The sequence below is a fragment of the Pseudomonas sp. FR229a genome (assembly GCF_030209115.1).
GTDB lineage: Bacteria > Pseudomonadota > Gammaproteobacteria > Pseudomonadales > Pseudomonadaceae > Aquipseudomonas > Aquipseudomonas moraviensis_A.
In genome coordinates, this window is the sequence record NZ_JARVSP010000005.1 from 132,880 (window position 1) to 149,740 (window position 16,861).

14 protein-coding genes are annotated in these 16,861 nt (G+C 61.0%); 7 read left to right on the plus strand and 7 right to left on the minus strand.

All coding sequences use genetic code 11. From position 1 onward, the window contains the following. Positions 1 to 45 precede the first annotated feature (45 nt). Entirely contained in the window at positions 46 to 1,101 is a 1,056-nt protein-coding gene (locus QRN33_RS04190) for a tetratricopeptide repeat protein (protein WP_285407286.1), read from the minus strand. A 170-nt stretch (positions 1,102 to 1,271) separates the two neighbouring features. Between QRN33_RS04190 and QRN33_RS04195 the strand changes: the two genes are divergently transcribed. From QRN33_RS04195 to QRN33_RS04205, 3 genes are read left to right on the plus strand one after another with little or no spacing between them, the layout of a single operon-like run. Next, a complete protein-coding gene (locus tag QRN33_RS04195; protein WP_285407287.1) occupies positions 1,272 to 3,407 on the plus strand; it encodes an FUSC family protein in 2,136 nt (711 codons plus the stop codon). Beyond that, positions 3,397 to 3,597, plus strand: a complete 201-nt coding sequence (locus QRN33_RS04200) for a DUF1656 domain-containing protein (protein ID WP_016774855.1) — start codon at positions 3,397 to 3,399, stop codon at positions 3,595 to 3,597. The genes QRN33_RS04195 and QRN33_RS04200 overlap by 11 nt, the downstream gene beginning before the upstream one ends. A 25-nt stretch (positions 3,598 to 3,622) precedes the next feature. Continuing rightward, positions 3,623 to 4,567 carry an HlyD family secretion protein gene (locus QRN33_RS04205; RefSeq protein WP_371919856.1) on the plus strand — a complete coding sequence of 315 codons (945 nt, stop codon included), beginning with the start codon at positions 3,623 to 3,625 and terminating at the stop codon, positions 4,565 to 4,567. Between the two features lie 141 nt (positions 4,568 to 4,708). On the opposite strand, the gene QRN33_RS04210 is transcribed toward QRN33_RS04205, so the two are convergent. The 5 genes from QRN33_RS04210 to QRN33_RS04230 all read right to left on the minus strand — a co-directional run bounded on the left by QRN33_RS04210 (position 4,709) and on the right by QRN33_RS04230 (position 11,675). Next, positions 4,709 to 6,130: an efflux transporter outer membrane subunit gene (locus tag QRN33_RS04210; protein ID WP_285407289.1), complete on the minus strand. Its 1,422-nt coding sequence runs from the start codon at positions 6,128 to 6,130 to the stop codon at positions 4,709 to 4,711. Then, positions 6,127 to 9,318 (minus strand): efflux RND transporter permease subunit, encoded by a 3,192-nt coding sequence (locus QRN33_RS04215; RefSeq protein ID WP_042610067.1) that lies wholly within the window; start codon positions 9,316 to 9,318, stop codon positions 6,127 to 6,129. The genes QRN33_RS04210 and QRN33_RS04215 overlap by 4 nt, the downstream gene beginning before the upstream one ends. Positions 9,319 to 9,333: 15 nt before the next feature. Further along, positions 9,334 to 10,587 carry a multidrug efflux RND transporter periplasmic adaptor subunit MexE gene (mexE, locus tag QRN33_RS04220; RefSeq protein WP_039761553.1) on the minus strand — a complete coding sequence of 418 codons (1,254 nt, stop codon included), beginning with the start codon at positions 10,585 to 10,587 and terminating at the stop codon, positions 9,334 to 9,336. Between the two features lie 272 nt (positions 10,588 to 10,859). Then, on the minus strand, positions 10,860 to 11,312 hold the full coding sequence (locus tag QRN33_RS04225; protein WP_039761551.1) for a DUF805 domain-containing protein: 453 nt from the start codon (positions 11,310 to 11,312) through the stop codon (positions 10,860 to 10,862). A gap of 15 nt (positions 11,313 to 11,327) precedes the next feature. Beyond that, the gene (locus QRN33_RS04230; protein WP_042610065.1) at positions 11,328 to 11,675 is read right to left on the minus strand and encodes a hypothetical protein; all 348 of its coding nucleotides are present in this window, start codon (positions 11,673 to 11,675) and stop codon (positions 11,328 to 11,330) included. Positions 11,676 to 11,884: 209 nt separating this feature from the next. Between QRN33_RS04230 and gcvA the strand changes: the two genes are divergently transcribed. From gcvA to QRN33_RS04245, 3 genes are all read left to right on the plus strand, one after another. After that, on the plus strand, positions 11,885 to 12,790 hold the full coding sequence (gene gcvA, locus QRN33_RS04235) for a transcriptional regulator GcvA (RefSeq protein WP_042610064.1): 906 nt from the start codon (positions 11,885 to 11,887) through the stop codon (positions 12,788 to 12,790). A 75-nt stretch (positions 12,791 to 12,865) separates the two neighbouring features. Then, positions 12,866 to 13,693, plus strand: a complete 828-nt coding sequence (locus QRN33_RS04240; protein WP_285407293.1) for an EamA family transporter — start codon at positions 12,866 to 12,868, stop codon at positions 13,691 to 13,693. A gap of 29 nt (positions 13,694 to 13,722) precedes the next feature. Then, on the plus strand, positions 13,723 to 14,484 hold the full coding sequence (locus QRN33_RS04245) for an SDR family oxidoreductase (protein ID WP_285407295.1): 762 nt from the start codon (positions 13,723 to 13,725) through the stop codon (positions 14,482 to 14,484). A gap of 6 nt (positions 14,485 to 14,490) precedes the next feature. On the opposite strand, the gene QRN33_RS04250 is transcribed toward QRN33_RS04245, so the two are convergent. After that, on the minus strand, positions 14,491 to 15,405 hold the full coding sequence (locus QRN33_RS04250) for a LysR family transcriptional regulator (RefSeq protein WP_042610061.1): 915 nt from the start codon (positions 15,403 to 15,405) through the stop codon (positions 14,491 to 14,493). A gap of 270 nt (positions 15,406 to 15,675) precedes the next feature. On the opposite strand from QRN33_RS04250, the gene QRN33_RS04255 reads away from it, so the two are divergent. After that, positions 15,676 to 16,698 (plus strand): zinc-dependent alcohol dehydrogenase family protein, encoded by a 1,023-nt coding sequence (locus QRN33_RS04255; RefSeq protein WP_064362651.1) that lies wholly within the window; start codon positions 15,676 to 15,678, stop codon positions 16,696 to 16,698. Positions 16,699 to 16,861 lie beyond the last annotated feature (163 nt).

Here is a 16,861-nt window from a genome sequence, read left to right on the forward strand (position 1 = left end):
GCTTTTTCTTTGGGCAGGTGGCCGATTGCACCCGCTATAGCTTGATTAAAGACCTTGTTGCAGGGCCGGGTCGTCTGGATTCAGTTGTTCGAGTTGCGCCAGCAGAATCTGTACATTCTGCAACTGGCCGCTTTCCTTCCAGTAATTGATCAGCAGCACCCGCGCCTTGCGGTCGGCGGGGTGGCGCTGGACGATTTCCTGCAATTGTTTCTGCGCCGCTTCCAGCTCTTCTGCGCTGTGCAGAGTGGTGGCAAGGTCGTAGCGATAATCCTTGTTGTCGGGCTCCAGCTCGACGGCTTTGGACAGGCCAAGCAGGGCGTATTCGCGCTGGCCGTGATGCAGCAGCCACAGACCGAGGGCGTGCTGCAGATAGGCCGAATCAGGCTGCGCCTTGAGCTGGCGGGCGAGCAACTGGCGAGCGGCATCGCTTTGCCCCTGGCGATCGAGTACATCGATCTGCATGACCAGCGCCGGCAGGTTGCCGGGCTCCAGACGCAAGGTATTGTCCAAGGCCTCTTGAGCCTGTTTGTACTCGGCGTTGTGAATATACAAGCGGGCCAATTGCGCATAATGGGCGGCGCTTTCCGGCTGGCTTTCGAGATTCTGCTGCCAGCCATCGATGGCCTGCTGCAGCGGCGCAAAATACAGGCCCAGCTCGTCAGGCGTCAGGCCGAGCAGGGCATTGATTGCGGCGAAACGGACCGTTTGTTCTTCATCGTCGAGCAACGGCCCGAGCAACAGACTGCGCTGCCCGCCGGGTACGAGGCCGACGATGCTTTTGATCGCCGCGACGCGCACTTGTGGCGCGTCGTGGTGCAAGTCGATATCAGCGAGTTTCAGTGCCTGCGGACTCGGATAATTGGGCAGCTCGCCATGCAGCCAGACCCGGCGCTTGACCGAGATGTCCGGGCGGCCCAATTGCTGGTACAACTGGCGCGCCGCTCCGGGTTCACCGGTACGGGCGGCGTTGAGCGCTTCGCTGTAGCCATGTTTGATAGCATCGGGAATGGTCGCTGTGCTGCTGCGCAAGGACAGCCAGATGACGCCGAGGATCAGTACGAGGCCTAGGCCGATCAGCAGGTTGCGGCGGGACTGAGTCATGCGGGTTTCCGAAAGCTTCGAACTTGAGCAGAGCGGCAAGCTTCGGTCAGCTTGGCGCGTGAGTCAAACCCTTGCCAGCGAAACGTCCTACGACACGTGTCGACTGTGAAATCCGTCAGGCTTTTGTTGCAGTGTCTACGCTTGCAGAAGTCGTTTTAAAGAGTGTGCCCATGTCAGCGCTGTTCACCTATTTCAAGGCTTTGATTTATCCAGGTCAGGCTGTTTTGCTGTTTGCCCTGCGGACCATCGCCGCCGGGCTGTTGACCCTTTATCTGGCGTTCATTTTCGATCTCGAACAGCCGAAATGGTCGATCATGGCGGTGGTGATTGTCAGCCAGCCACTGGCGGGGATGGCGCTGGCGCGCAGTTTCGGTCAGGTGATCGGCACCACCGTGGGTGCGGCGGTGGCAGTGCTGATCATGGCGATATTCCCTCAGGCGCCGCTGCCGTTCATTACCACATTGGCGTTGTGGCTGGCGCTGTGCACGGCCGGCGGCACGTTGTTGCGCTACACCAGCTCCCAGGCGTTCGTGCTCAGTGGCTACACCGCAGTGGTTGTGGCGTTGCTGGCGATTCCGGATCAGGACGGCACCTTTTTGCTCGCCGTCACCCGAGTCACCGAAACCCTGCTGGCGGTGGCCTGCGTGTGCGTGGTCAGCTTGCTGACGGCCCGGCCTGAAGCGGTCGCCAAGGGCTATTTCGCCAAAATCGATCAGGTGATCAAACTGGCGGCCAGTCACGCCGCCGAGGTGCTTCGCACGGAAGAAGGCGAAGCCGAGTTCCAGCGTCGGCAGATGCAACTGCTCGGTGAAATCAGCGCACTGGAAGGGTTGCGGCGCCATTTGTATTTCGATGCGCCGCGTCTGCGCAGTGCCGACAACCTGGTATTGCTGCTCGGCAATCAGCTGACGTTGCTGACGTCGCGACTGACCGCGCTGCGGCATCAACGCGAATTGCTCATCGAGCGCTGGGAGGGCGATCTGCCGCTGGAGGTTCAGCAACTGCGGGCCGAGGAACTGGCATTGCTGGAGCAGTTGGCGCAACAGGGTCGCGCGCTGTCTGGCGCCGATCGGCAGCGCTTCGTCACGTTGCAGCAACAGTTCGAAGCCTTGGCCTACAAGGCCGAGCAGCAGACCGAGAACATGAGCGCGACCCTCCGTTCACTAGCCTGGGCGTTGCGTTGGGAGCAGGCGCGGCTGCTGCAGCAACTCGACCAGATTCTCGAACTGAGCGACGCCATACAGGAAGGGCGCCCGGCCAGTTGTCTGTATCGCGGCCAGAGCAGTCCGTTGCACCTGGATTTCACCCTGGCCTCGATGAACGCAATTCGCGCTTTTACCGCGCTTCTGGTCAGCGGGCTGATCTGGATCGAAACCGCGTGGGATGGCGCCCGGGGCGGGATGATTCTGGTGGGGATTCTCTGCTCGCTGATGGCGACCTTCCCGCGTCCGCTGATGGCTGCGCAAAGCTATGCGCGGGGCCTGGGCCTGGCGCTGGTGGTGTCGGCGTTCTATCAGTTCATGCTGGTGCCGGCGATCAGTGATTTCGAGATGCTCGCCTTGCTGCTCGCGCCGCTGCTGTATGCCATTGCCGTGGGCATTTCCAGTCCGGCCACCGCCGGGATCGGCATGGGCCTCGGCCTGTCGAGCTTTCTCATGCTCGGACCGCAAAATACCGGCACCGGGCAGAACACGGCGATCCAATGGTTCGAATTTGCCGGCGCTTATGTCAGTGCAGCGATGCTGGCCCTGATCGTCTATGCACTGATCTTTCCCTTCCGCCCGGACTTGCGCATTCGCCGTTTGTACGGCGAAGCGCGGGAGCAGGTGTACCAGCTCAGCAAAATGCCGGCGACCGATGAACAACAATTCGCCTTCGAGAGTCGGATGACCGATCGCCTGACCAGCATGCTCGGTCTGCTCCCAGCGGCGAACGACCGCGCCATGCAGCGCCTGTACGAAATCAGTCTGGCTTGCGTGGCCGTGGGCGTCGCCATGCATCAACTGCGGCAGCAGGCTTTGAACAATGGATTGCTCACCGACGCGTTCGGCCAGCGCCTGGCGTCGGCGTTACGCAAAACCGGTCGCCTGGTTGCCGGACGCGGTGATGTGCAACTCGCCGCACTGCTTGCCACGCTGCACCAACTCGGAGAGGAGCTGGACGAGCTGCACGCCGACAGTCACGAACATTTATGGTCGGTGTTCCGTATGCGCGTGGCGCTGCTGATTGTGGTGTCGTTCCTCGAGCGCCACGGCGAGCATCTGCAACCTCAAGTTCTGCAAGGAGAACCGCAACTTGCCCATTGATTTCGAGATTGGCGGCGTCTATCTGCCTCCGATTGCCCAAGCGCTGTTACTGGCGATTCCGATTTTCATGTTGCTGGACTGGTGCCTGCGGCGCCTGGGCGTACTGCGCCTGGTCTGGCATGAAGCGCTGTTCGAGGGCGCGCTGTACGCCTGTGTCTGTGCCACGCTGATTCTGTTGATGGGAGCCTGATGTCTTGAAAGCGCTAGTTGCACGAATGATGACCGTGGCTGTGGTGATCCTGGCGATCGTCCTTGGCTGGTTCGCCTGGGAGTATTACACCCGCGCGCCGTGGACGCGGGATGCCCGGGTGAGGGCGGATGTGGTGACGCTGTCGGCAGATGTTTCGGGGCGTATCGTCAAACTGGCGGTGCAGGACAACCAGCATGTCGACAAGGGCCAATTGCTGCTGGAGATCGATCCGGCGCGCTATCAATTGGCGGTCGAGCATGCCCGGCGTTCGGTGGAAGTGTCCAAGGCTTCGCTGGGGCAATCGCAAGCGGCGATCGTCGCCAGTGAAGCCCTGCTCAAACAACGCCAGAGCGAAGAACGTCGGCGACGCACGCTGAAGCAGGGCTTCGCGATTTCCGGTGAGGAGTGGGAGAAATCCAGCACCGACGTGGCGGTTGCCCAGGCGGATCTGTTGCGCAATCAGGCCAACCTCGGGCTGGCTGAGGCCAATGTGCAACTGGCGATTGCCGCGCTGACTCAAGCCGAACTGGATCTGCAGCGCACCCGTGTCGAATCGCCGGTCAGCGGTTACGTGACCAACCTGCTGACCCGCCAGGGTGACTACGCACAGGCAGGCGGAGCACTGCTGGCGTTGGTCGACAGTGATTCGTTCTACGTCAGCGGTTATTTCGAAGAAACCAAGCTGCCGCGAATCGAGGAGGGCGACCGGGTGCGCATTCAGTTGATGAGCGGCGAGAGCTTCGGCGGCACGGTAGAAAGCATCGCCTTCGCCATTGCCGACCGCGAGAACGCGCCGGGCAGTCGACTGCTGGCGAACATCAACCCGAGCTACACCTGGGTGAAACTGGCGCAGCGGGTGCCGGTGCGCATTGGTATTGATGGTGATTTTGCCGGCAAGAACCGCCTGCGCGCGGGCACGACGGCCACAGTGACGGTCCTGGAGGATCACAAATTTCAAGACCGCCCATGAACCACTGTGGGAGCGAGCAGGCTCGCTCCCACAAGGAATTCAAGCGCTGCTCAAGGGCATAAAAAAACCCCGCGACCGAATGATGCGCGGGGCAAAAAATTTGGTTGGTTGCGGCCAACCAAAGGAGCTCTTTAACAATCTTTACTGGCTGGCGACCGTCTCCGGTTGCCAGCCACCGCCAAGGGCTTTGTAGATCGCGACAATGCCGCGATACAGCTCGACTTCGGCCTGGGCCTGACTGTCTTCGGCGTTCAGGCGTTCACGCTGGGCGTCGAGCAGGACGAGGAAGTCGGTGGTGCCTTCGCGATAGCGGATTTCCGCCAGATCGGCAGCCTTGCGGCTGGATTCGCTCTGACGAATGAGCGAAATCAAGCGTTGCTGACGTTTGCCGTAATCACTGAAAGCGTTTTCCGATTCTTCCAGAGCCAGCAGCACTTGCTGCTCGTAGTTGGCCAGTGCGCCTTCGGCATCGGCGTCAGCGCCACGCAGACGAGCGCGGACGCTGCCGAGGTCAAACGCAGCCCAGGTAATACTCGGGCCGAGCGCCCAGGCGTTGGCCGCCGAGGAACCGATCTGCGAGCCGCGCCCCGCCGTCCAGCCGAGGAAGCCGCTGAGGCTGACCCGGGGAAACAGGTCGGCTTTGGCCACGCCGATGCGCGCAGTGGCCGAAGCCAGTTGCCGCTCGGCGCTGAGGATGTCGGGACGACGTTGCAGCAGTTCACCCGGATCACCGATCGGCAGCGCTTTGGCAATCGCCGGCAAGTCTTTCGGACTCAGATCCACGGTCAGTTTGTCCGGGCGTTCACCGAGCAGGGTGGCAATACGGTTTTTCTGCCGGACCTGTTCCGCCTGCAACTGCGGCACGGTGGCTTCGACGTTGGCCAGACGCGCATCGGCGCGCTCGACATCGAGCTGATCACCGACACCGGCATCACGCAGGCTGATGGTGATCTTGCGCGACTCCTCCTGGTTGTTGAGGTTGGCCACGGCGATTTTTTCCCGCAGCTGGGCGCCGCGCAGTTGACCGTAGGCGTCGACCAGTTCGGCAATCATGGTGACTTGCAACTGGTACAGATCGGCTTCGGCAGCCTGCTGGTCGGCGTCGCTGGCTTCCAGATTGCGCTGGATGCGCCCGAACAGGTCGAGCTCCCAGGCCATGTCCAAACCCAGGTCATAGCGTTCGCTATTGACCCGGTCGGTGGTCTGGCCGGGAATCTGGCCTTTGCCCAAGTCACTGCTGGCGCGGCTGGTGATGGTCGGCATCGCGTCGTTGCTGGCGTCGTCGCGGATCGCCCGGGCGGCTTTCCAGCGGGCGAACGCCACGCGCAGTTCACGGTTGCCTTGCAGCGACTGACTTACCAACTGGTTGAGGGTCGGATCGTCGAATTGCTGCCACCAGATGCCTTCGAATTTCGAACGGTCGAAGTTCTTTTGTCCGGCGGCGCCGTCGGTGGCGGTCGTGATGTTGGCCGCCTCCGTGGTTGGGGTCTTGTAGTCGGGGCCGACGGCGCAGGCGCTGAGGGCCAGCACCAGCAGACTCGGCAGGAAGACTTTCAGACTCATTGGTGCGCCTCCAGTGGCTTTTGAAGAGTGTGTGCCTTGGCCGCTTTGCGCTGCTCACTGCGTTCAACGAAGTTACGGATCAGCACGTAGAACACCGGCGTCAGCAGCAGACCGAAGAAGGTCACCCCAAGCATCCCGGAGAACACCGCCACACCCATGGCGTGACGCATCTCGGCACCGGCACCGCTGGAGAACACCAGTGGCACCACCCCCATGATGAACGCGAAGGAGGTCATCAGGATCGGCCGCAGACGCAGGCGGCAGGCTTCCAGTACCGCAGCGAGCGGGTCGAGGCCTTCTTCCTGTTTGTCCTTGGCGAACTCTACGATCAGAATCGCGTTCTTGCAGGCAAGTCCCACCAGTACGATCAAGCCGATTTGGGTGAAGATGTTGTTGTCACCGCCGGAAATGATCACACCGGTGATGGCCGACAGCAGGGTCATCGGTACGATCAGGATCACTGCCAGTGGCAGGCTCCAGCTTTCGTATTGCGCGGCGAGTACCAGGAACGCCAGCAGTACGCAGAGCGGGAACACGAACAGTGCGGTGTTGCCGGACAGAATCTGCTGGTAGGTCAGGTCGGTCCATTCGTAGGTCATGCCGTTCGGAAGTTCTTCCTTGAGCAGTTTCTCGATGGCTTTTTCCGCCTGGCCCGAGCTGTAGCCGGGGGCTGCGGCACCGTTGATTTCCGCGGTGATGAAGCCGTTGTAGTGCATTACCCGATCCGGGCCGGAGGTGTCGCTGACCTTGATGAAGGTCGCCAGCGGGATCATTTCGCCTTTGTTGTTGCGTACTTTCAGTTGACCGATCTGATCGGATTCAAGGCGGAACTGTTGTTCGGCCTGAACGTTGACCTGATAGGTACGCCCAAAGCGGTTGAAGTCGTTGGCATACAGCGAGCCCAGGTAGATCTGCAGGGTGTCGAAGATGTCGCTGACGGCCACGCCGTGGGTCTTGGCTTTTTCCCGGTCGATGGCGGCATCGACCTGCGGCACGTTCACCGTGTAGCTAGTGAACAGACCGGCCAGTTCCGGCACGTTGTGGCTCTTGTTGATGATGTTCATGGTTTCTTTGTACAGCTCGTCGTAGCCCAGGTTGCCCCGGTCTTCGATTTGCAGGCGGAAACCACCAATGGTGCCCAGGCCCTGTACCGGCGGTGGCGGGAAGATCGCCATGTACGCTTCCTGAATGTTCGCGTACTGACCGTTCAAGGCACCGGCAATCGCGCCGGCGGACATGCTCGGGTCTTTACGCTCGTCGAACGGTTTCAGGGTCACGAAGACGATGCCGGCGTTCGGGCTGTTGGTGAAGCCGTTGATCGACAGGCCCGGGAACGCTACGGCGCTTTCCACGCCTGGCTGTTTCAGCGCGAGGTCGGACATGCGCTTGATCACGTCTTCGGTGCGATCCAGGCTCGCGGCGTCCGGCAATTGCGCGAAGGCCACCAGGTATTGCTTGTCCTGGCCCGGTACGAAACCGGTCGGCGTGCTGGAGAAACCGAAGAAGGTCAGCACCATCAGGCCTGCGTACAGCAGCAGAGCGATGCCGCTGCCGCGGATGACCCGGCGCACGGTGCCGACGTAGCCATGGCTGGCGCGGTCGAAGAAGCGGTTGAACGGACGGAACAGCCAGCCGCCGAAGATCTTGTCGAGCACCTTCGAGAAGCGGTCTTTCGGCGCGTCGTGGCTTTTCAGCAACACAGCGGCCAGCGCGGGCGACAGGGTCAGCGAGTTGAACGCCGAGATCACGGTCGAGATGGCGATGGTCAGTGCGAACTGTTTGTAGAACTGCCCGGTGAGGCCGGAAATGAACGCCGCCGGAACAAACACTGCACACAACACCAGTGCCGTTGCGATGATCGGACCGGTCACTTCGCGCATGGCACGTTTGGTGGCTTCGACCGGGGTCAGTCCGAGTTCGATGTTCCGTTCGACGTTCTCCACCACCACGATGGCGTCGTCGACCACGATACCGATGGCCAGTACCAGGCCAAACAGCGACAGGGCGTTGAGTGAGAAACCGAACAGGTGCATGACCGCAAACGTACCGATCAACGATACCGGCACCGCGACCAACGGAATGATCGAAGCGCGCCAGGTCTGCAGGAACAGAATCACCACCAGCACCACGAGGATCAGTGCTTCGAACAGGGTGTGAACCACCGCCTCGATCGAACCGCGGACGAAGATCGTTGGGTCATAAACGATGCTGTAGTCCATGCCCTGCGGGAAGCCTTTCTTCAGCTCTTCCATCTTGCCGCGCACTTCGTTGGAAATGTCGATGGCGTTGGAGCCCGGACGCTGGAAGATCGGAATCGCTACGGCCGGCTGGTTGTTCAGCAACGAACGCAGGGCGTATTGACTGGAGCCGAGTTCGACGCGAGCGATGTCTTTGAGACGGGTGATCTCCCCGTCGTCGCCAGAGCGAATGACGATGTTCTCGAACTCTTCCTCGGAGACCAGGCGGCCCTGAGTGTTGACCGACAGCTGGAAGCTTTGCGCGGTCGGAGCAGGGGGCGCGCCCAGTTGACCGGCGGCGACCTGACGGTTTTGCTCGCGAATCGCGGTCACCACATCGGTCGCGGTCAGATTGCGCGAAGCGGTCTTGTTCGGGTCGAGCCAGACCCGCAGCGAGTAGTCACCCATACCGAACAACTGCACGTCACCGACACCACCCAGGCGAGCGAGCTCGTCCTTGATGTTGAGGATCGCGTAGTTGGACAGATAGAGCATGTCGTAGCGCTTGTCCGGCGAGGTCAAGTGCACAACCATGGTTAGGTCGGGCGAAGCCTTGTCGACGGTGATACCGATGCGCGTCACTTCCTCGGGAAGCTTCGGCTCGGTTCGGGTCACCCGGTTCTGCACCTGCACCTGCGCGTTGTCCAGGTCAGTGCCCAGGGCGAAGGTGATGGTCAGGGTGATCTTGCCGTCTGCGGTCGATTGCGAGGACATGTACAGCATGTTCTCGACACCGGTGATCGCCTGCTCTAGCGGAGCGGCCACGGTTTCACCGATGACCTTTGGGTTGGCGCCCGGGAAGTTGGCGCGTACGACCACGGTCGGCGGCACGACTTCCGGGTATTCACTGATCGGCAACTGGAACAGCGAGATCGCACCGGCGATCAGGATCAACAGCGAGAGCACCGCTGCGAAGATCGGCCGGGAAATGAAGAATTGGGAAAAATTCATCGGAGTTGTCGTCCCTTAACCGCGTGGGGTCGTAGCAGCCAGCTTCGCAGCCGAACCCGATGCGCCCTTGGCAGGGGCAACTTTGGGCAGGTTGCTGGCTTCCAGCGCTTGACGTTGTTGAGCAAGGGCGGCGAGGGTCTGCTCGCTGGCCATCGGAATCACTTCAGGGGTAACCGGAGAGCCAGGACGAACCCGCTGCAGCCCCTTGACGATGATGGTGTCGTCCTTGTTCAGACCGTTACGAACGATGCGCAGGCCTTCGATCTTCGGACCGAGCTCGACGGCGCGGTAGGCGGTCTTGTTGTCGCCATCCATCACCAGCACGAACTTCTTGCCCAGGTCAGTGCCAACGGCTTCGTCGTTGATCAACATGGCGTTATAGGTGCCGCTGCCGACCAGTTTCAGTCGTGCATAGAGGCCCGGGGTGTATGTGCCGTCAGCGTTGTCGAACACGGCGCGACCACGGATGGTGCCGGTTTTCGGATTGACCTGGTTGTCGACGAAGTTCATCTGGCCCAGGTGCGGGTTGCCGTCCTCGTTGGACAGGCCCATGTACACCGGCGTGGTTGCGCCGCGCTGGCCGTTGCGGGCCAGTTGGGTGTATTTGAGGAACACGCGTTCGTCGGCGTCGAAGTAGGCGTAGACCTTGTCGGTGGAGACGACGCTGGTCAGCGCAGTGGTGTCGGCGGTCACCAGGTTGCCGGCAGTGATTTCGGCGCGGCTGACGCGGCCACTGATCGGTGCGGTAACGCGGGTGAAGCTCAGGTTCAGTTTGGCCAGGTCCAGTTGTGCTTGCAGAGCACCGACGGCGGCGCGGGCCTCTTGGGCGGCGCTGGTGCGCGAGTCGGCCAGTTCAGCGGAAATGGCGTTGCTGGTGCGCAGGCGTTCACCGCGAGCTGCTTCGTTTTCGCTGCGAGTGGCGGTGGCGCGGGCTTGGGCGACCAAGGCTTCGAGGCGGCGTACCTCGGCCTGGAACGGACGCGGGTCGATCTGGAACAGCAGGTCACCTTTCTTGACCAGTGCGCCTTCGGTGAAGGCGACCTGATCGATCTGGCCCGAAACCCGTGGCCGGATCTCTACGGTTTCCGGCGCTTCGAGACGCCCGGTAAATTCATCCCACTCGTTGACCGGTTGTTCCAGCACCTTGGCTACGCTGACTTTGGCAGCGGGCGGGGCGCCGGCAGTCTCCGGAGTTTTGCCGCAGGCGCTCATCACCAGTACGGCCAGCATAGCCAACGGGAAGCGCAAATGTTTGAGTGATTGTTCCATGGATGCAATCCGCCGAAGTATTGAAGATGGGCGGATGATGCTCGGCGGGGGTGTGATGGCACGAATCGAATGAAGCGAAGGTAACTATCATTCGGAATGATATAAGCGCCGAGACAGCCCTCTAGCATGCACCTTTCGTTAGGTGCCTATCAATCGGCTTCAAGGCAATTCTGTGTTGCGCGATTCGCAATGATTCACCGCAATTGAAAATCCTTGGCCATAAATGAAGAAACGGCCGTGAAGGCCGTTCCGGTCAGCGTGTTGCCGTTGTGTCAGTTGATGCCTTTGCGGTTGGCACCGAAACGGTTCGGCCCAGGCTGGCTGTCCTGCGCCAGGAAAACGATGTTGACGATCGGCAGCAGCAACCACCAGCCACTGCGATCCGTGTCGTGCATACGGCGCACGCCGACAGCAATGCTCGGGATCAGCAGCGCCAGATTATAAAGGCCTTGCAGCACGCCACCAGTGTTGGCAAAGCCGTCAATGAAGCCCACCACGAAGGCGACGCCCATGTTGATCAGGAAGAACAACCAGTATTCACGGCGCGTGGCGCGACCGTTGAACACGGCGTAATTCTTCAACGCCTCAAGGTAAGGGTTGCCTGTCGTGATGGCAGGGCCGCTTGGGTAGGCCTGCGGAGCCGCCTGAGGCGCGCCGCACTGAGGGCACGCCAGCGCCAGCGTACTGATTTCCTTGGCGCAACCGCGGCAGTAAACCATGCTCATATTTTTTCCCTAAAATTATTGGATCGATAGACAGAAAAGAACCAGCGCGGTCAGGCCTGACAATATGATGCCGGCGATCGCGAGGTTTCTTCCGGGGTGTTTTTCGTTGATGCAGATGATGCCGCAAGCCAGACCTGCGACGCTGAACAGTCCGACGCCGAGGATCGTTTCGAAGTCCCAATCGGAATCATCAAACAGAGTGATAGCGCAGATAATTCCGAAGATCAGCGAAACGATGGCCAGCCAGGGAATCCCGGCTTGCGAAGATGGCACAAAGGCCTGTTGGCTCGCCCCGCATTGGGGGCAGGTGAGCGCCGTCTCATGGAGCTCCTTGGCGCAAGCACGACAATAGACCATTGCCATCGTTTTCCTTAACTGAATGCGAATGCCCGACCCTCCATCGGCGGGGCGGCGGTAATTTAATCTCTATCGCGCGATTTGTCACGGCTCTTTGCCATCATCGCGTTATGGCAGTGTGACCAGCCACGTCTGCCTGAAAACAGTGGCGTTTCGCTCTAACATGAGTGGAAACTCATGCTCCGATCCTTCGCCCATCTCCGGAACCCTTCTGTATGCGAGACCTGCCCCCGACCGCAACGCTGCGCGCTTTTGAAGTCGCCACCCGACACCCGACGTTCACCGCTGCCGCGCAGGAACTGCACGTGACCCAGAGCGCAGTCAGTCATCAGCTGCGGCATCTGGAGGATCTGTGGGGGCTGCAGTTGTTCGAACGCGGCAAGGCGTTACGCCTCACGGCAGCGGGGGCTACGCTGGCGCCGATCGTGCGCGAGTTTTTCATCAGTCTGGAGGCGACGCTGGACGATTTGCGCGAACAAAAGGGCAGGGTGCGGCTGCGCGTCAGCACCACCTACTCCTTTGCCTTGAAGTGGTTGCTGCCACGCTTGCCGAGCCTGTCACGCCAGCATCCGGAATTGCTGGTGTCACTGGACACCACGGACAAGATCATCCATTTCGCCAACGGCGAAGCCGACGTCGCGATCCGCTTGGGCAAAGGCAATTATCCCGGTCTGTACACGGAGTTCCTGTTTGGCGAGCAGGTGTTTCCCGTGGCGAGCCCCGAGCTGCTGCAGCGCGTCGGCATGCCGGGCAGTCCCGCAGAGTTGCTGCAAATGCCCTTGCTGACCCGCGACGGCGCCGAGCTGGTGCCGAAATGGGAGGTGTGGTTTCAATCCATCGGTCTCGGGTTTTCGCCGCTGCGCGAGAGCGTCAGGTTCGGCGACACCAACATGACGGTGGAAGCCGCGTTGCTCGGCCAGGGCGTGGCGCTGGTGCGCAGCGGCCATGTCGAGAATGAAATCGGCGACGGTCGCCTGGTGAGGCTGTTCGACGTGCCGTTCCCATCGCCGCTTGCCTACTATTTCGTCTGCCCCAAAGGCATCGAAGCCCAGCCGCACATCCTCAGATTTCGCCAATGGTTGCTTGGGGAAGCGTTGAAGGTGCAGAGCGCACAACTGTGAAGTATGAGCTTCTGCTCATGGTGCAATGAGCAGACTTCTCTGTAACACCGGCGCCGGGGATGCCTAGAATGCGCCATGCCTATCCATCTCGTACTCCTCGTCCTGTTCGCCGCGCTCCTGCACGCCAGCTGGAACGCGCTGCTGCGCGGCGGCGCCGATCGGCTCTGGTCGATGACGATGATGTGCGTCGCCATCGCCATCGTCTGCGCCGTCGCCGCCGTTTTCATGGCCCCGCCTGCACCTGAGAGCTGGGGTTATGCGCTGCTCTCGGCACTGCTGCATGTCGGCTACAACCTGTTTCTGGTGCGCAGCTATCGGGTTGGCGATCTAGGGCAGATCTACCCGATTTCCCGCGGTTCATCGCCGGCGCTGATTACCCTCGGCGCCGCACTGTTTGCCGGAGAAACCATCACTCCCGCTGAGCTGCTCGGCATTGGCCTGGTGTCCGGGGGGATTATTTCGTTGGCGTTCCGGGGACGCAGCCTGTCGGTGCCGAGCTTGCCTTATGCACTGGGCACCGGGTGCTTCATTGCCGCCTACAGCGTCGTCGATGGCATTGGCGCCAGGCTTTCCGGAGCGCCACTCGCGTACACGGTGTGGATGAGTGCCCTGTGGGGCGTGTTGATGCCGGTGGTCTATATCGGCCTGCGCGACGCCCGTAGCCTGTTTTCCGTGCGGCCCGGAATGCTCACCGCGGTGGTCGGCGGACTGGTCTCGCTGCTGGCTTACGCAATCGTCATCTACGCCATGAACGAAGCGCCACTGGGCGCGGTATCGGCCCTGCGCGAAACCAGCGTGCTGTTCGCTGCGTTGCTCGGCTATTTGTTCCTCGGCGAAAAGCTCACCGTCAGCCGAATGCTGGCGTGCGTGGTCATCGCCTGCGGCGCCATCATCATCGGCTGACACAGCCCAACTGTTCAGGAGAACGTCACATGGATAAGGCCTCGCAAGCACCGCTGATTCTGATCACCGGTGGCAGTCGCGGAGTAGGCGCCGCCACCGCCAGACTTGCCGCAGCACAAGGCTACGACGTTGCCATCAGCTACGTCGCCAACGAGTCCGCCGCGCTGGCGGTGGTGGCCGATGTTGAAGCATTGGGGCGCAAGGCGCTGGCGGTGCGTGCTGACAGTGCTGACCCGCAGCAGGTCGCTGACCTGTTCGCGGCCATCGATCGTTCATTCGGGCGCATCGACGTTCTGGTGAATAACGCTGGTGTGCTGGCGAGACAGTCACGTATGGAAGACCTGAGCTTCGAACGCATGCAGCGTATTTTCGCGGTCAATGCTCTGGGACCGATCCTGTGCGCGCAGCAGGCGGTGAAGCGCATGTCTCAGCGCCACGGCGGAGCGGGCGGCGTGGTGATCAACATTTCGTCTGCCTCGGCGCGGCTGGGCAGTCCGAATGAATACGTCGACTATGCAGCATCGAAAGGTGCGCTGGAAACCTTCACCATCGGCTTTGCCAAGGAAGTCGCGCGGGAAGGAATTCGGGTCAACTGCATTCGCCCGGGGCACATCTATACCGACATGCACGCCAGCGGCGGCGAACCGGGTCGGGTTGATCGCGTGAAGGATTCGATCCCGATGGGTCGGGGCGGACAGCCGGAAGAGGTAGCGCGGGCCATCTTGTGGCTGGCCAGCGCAGAGGCCTCGTTTGTCACCGGGACATTTCTGGATGTGACGGGTGGCAAGTAGATCCGGCTACAGGCTATCCGGGTCGCCAAAAAACATCTGAATCCGCGACCTTAACCACCGCTCCCCCGGGTCGTTATCCTGCGACCCGCGCCAGGCCATGTGCAGTTCAAAGGTGCGCGTCGGCAGTGGCGGATCTTCAGCACGCAGGCCGCCGGCTGCCGTCAGTGCTTCCGCCGTGTAATCCGGTACGGTCGCGACGATATCGGTTCCCGCCAGCAACGTGCCCAATCCGTTGAACTGTGGCACCGCCAGCACCACGTGGCGTTTGCGCCCCAGCTTTTCCAGTTCTTCATCGACAAAACCACTGAGGTCGCCAGCGAACGACACCAGTGCGTGCGGTCGGGCGCAGTAGTCGTCCAGGCTCAGCGGCCCCGGCACGGTGTCGGCACGCAGCAGCTTCGGTGCGCTGCGGCGCAGGACTTTGCGCTTGGCGTTGGCCGGCAGGTCGGTGGTGTAGCTGACGCCGATCGAAATCTCGCCGGAGGCGAGCAGGCCCGGCATCAATATGTAGTTGACGCGGCGCACCACGAGGACGATGCCCGGTGCTTCGGCGCGCAGGCGCTTGAGCAGCATCGGCAGCAGCGCGAACTCAACATCGTCGGACAAGCCGATGCGAAACACTGACGTGCTGGTCGCCGGGTCGAATTCGGCGGCACGACTGACGGCGGTCGAGATCGAATCGAGTGCGGGCGAGAGCAGGGCGAAGATTTCCACGGCGCGCGCGGACGGTTCCATACTGCGGCCAGTGCGGACAAACAATGGATCGTCAAACAGGCTGCGCAGGCGCGATAACGCCGCGCTGATGGCGGGTTGGCCGAGGAACAATTTTTCCGCGGCCCGAGTCACACTGCGTTCGTGCATCAATGTTTCGAACACGATCAGCAGGTTCAGGTCGACACGACGCAGGTCATTACGATTCATCTGGAGTCCTGGCAGAGTCATCAAACTTGACGAGGGCGGCCATATGAGAACAATGGCCGGCATGAATCTTACGGGGAAAGGCTGGTACTCTGCACCGGAAAATTCAGCTTTACTGCGACGGTGGCAGGCCTTTTTTCATGGATTTTGCCAATGCCGCTCCTGCTGCGGAATCAATGACAGGCATGTCGACTATTAATAGCCACTGATGGTCTTGGGTCAAAAGCCCAGATAGAGTTCATGGCATTAGAGGTTACTTTGACGAGGTTTGCGATGTCCCGCACGATCCGTTTTCACAAGTTTGGTCCGGCCGAGGTGCTCAAATGCGAAGAGCATGCGGCCGCTCAGCCAGGTCCTGGCGAAGTGCAGGTGCGTGTCGAGGCGATCGGCATCAGTTGGTACGACACCCTGTGGCGTCAGAATCTGGCGTCGTCCCAGGCACGTCTGCCATCGGGCCTCGGTCACGAAATGGCCGGTGTGGTCACTGCCGTGGGCGCTGATGTAGACGACCTGTCCGTCGGTGACAAAGTGGCCAGTTTTCCGGCGGAAAGCCCGAACGACTATCCGGTGTACGGCGAGTCCATCGTCCTGCCGCGTACGGCGCTGACCCGTTACCCGGATGTGCTCAGCCCGATCGAAGCCAGCGTGCATTACACGCCGCTGCTGATTGCCTACTTTGCCTATGCCGATCTGGCGCGGGTCAAACCCGGGCAGTTTGCCCTGGTGACGGATGCCAGTCACTGCGCCGGCCCCTCGTTTGTCCAGCTCGGTAAAGCGCTGGGGGTGCGAGTGATCGCGGCGACCAAATCGGCGGAGGAACGCGAGTACCTGCTGTCCCTCGGTGCGGAAAAAGTCATCGTCACCGAAGAGGAAGATCTGTTGATGCGCATCAACAAGATCACCGACAACCGTGGCGTCGATGTGGTTTTCGATGGCCTGGGCGGCCCGCAGATGTCGTTACTTGGTGATGTCCTGGCGCCACGCGGCAGTCTGGTCCTGTATGGCCTGCAGGGCGGTAATCAGACCCCGTTCCCGGCTTGCGCAGCGTTTCAGAAGAACATCCAGTTCTTCGTCCACTGTATCGGCAACTTCACCGGCAAACCCGAGCTGGGCATTGTCCAGGACCACGTCGCGTTGCAACGCGCCTTGCGCGACATCAACCAATTGACCGCTGACCGTGTGTTGCTTCCGCTCAAAACCCGTGTATTCCCGTTCAACGAGTTCGTCGAAGCACACCGCTACATGGACGAATGCCCATGCCGCGAACGGGTGGCACTGCAAGTCGAGCCGGCGTAGATCCGGAGATCAGAGTCCGTGGCCTCACGGACTCTTTTTTTGTTTATGTTTCCCCCAGTCAGCAGACCTTCCCCATCCCGCACCTCCGACCATTTCAGCAACTGAACTGGTTTTTGCTGTTCATCTGTATCTTCTAATCACACTCTAAGCGCTGATAATTGAA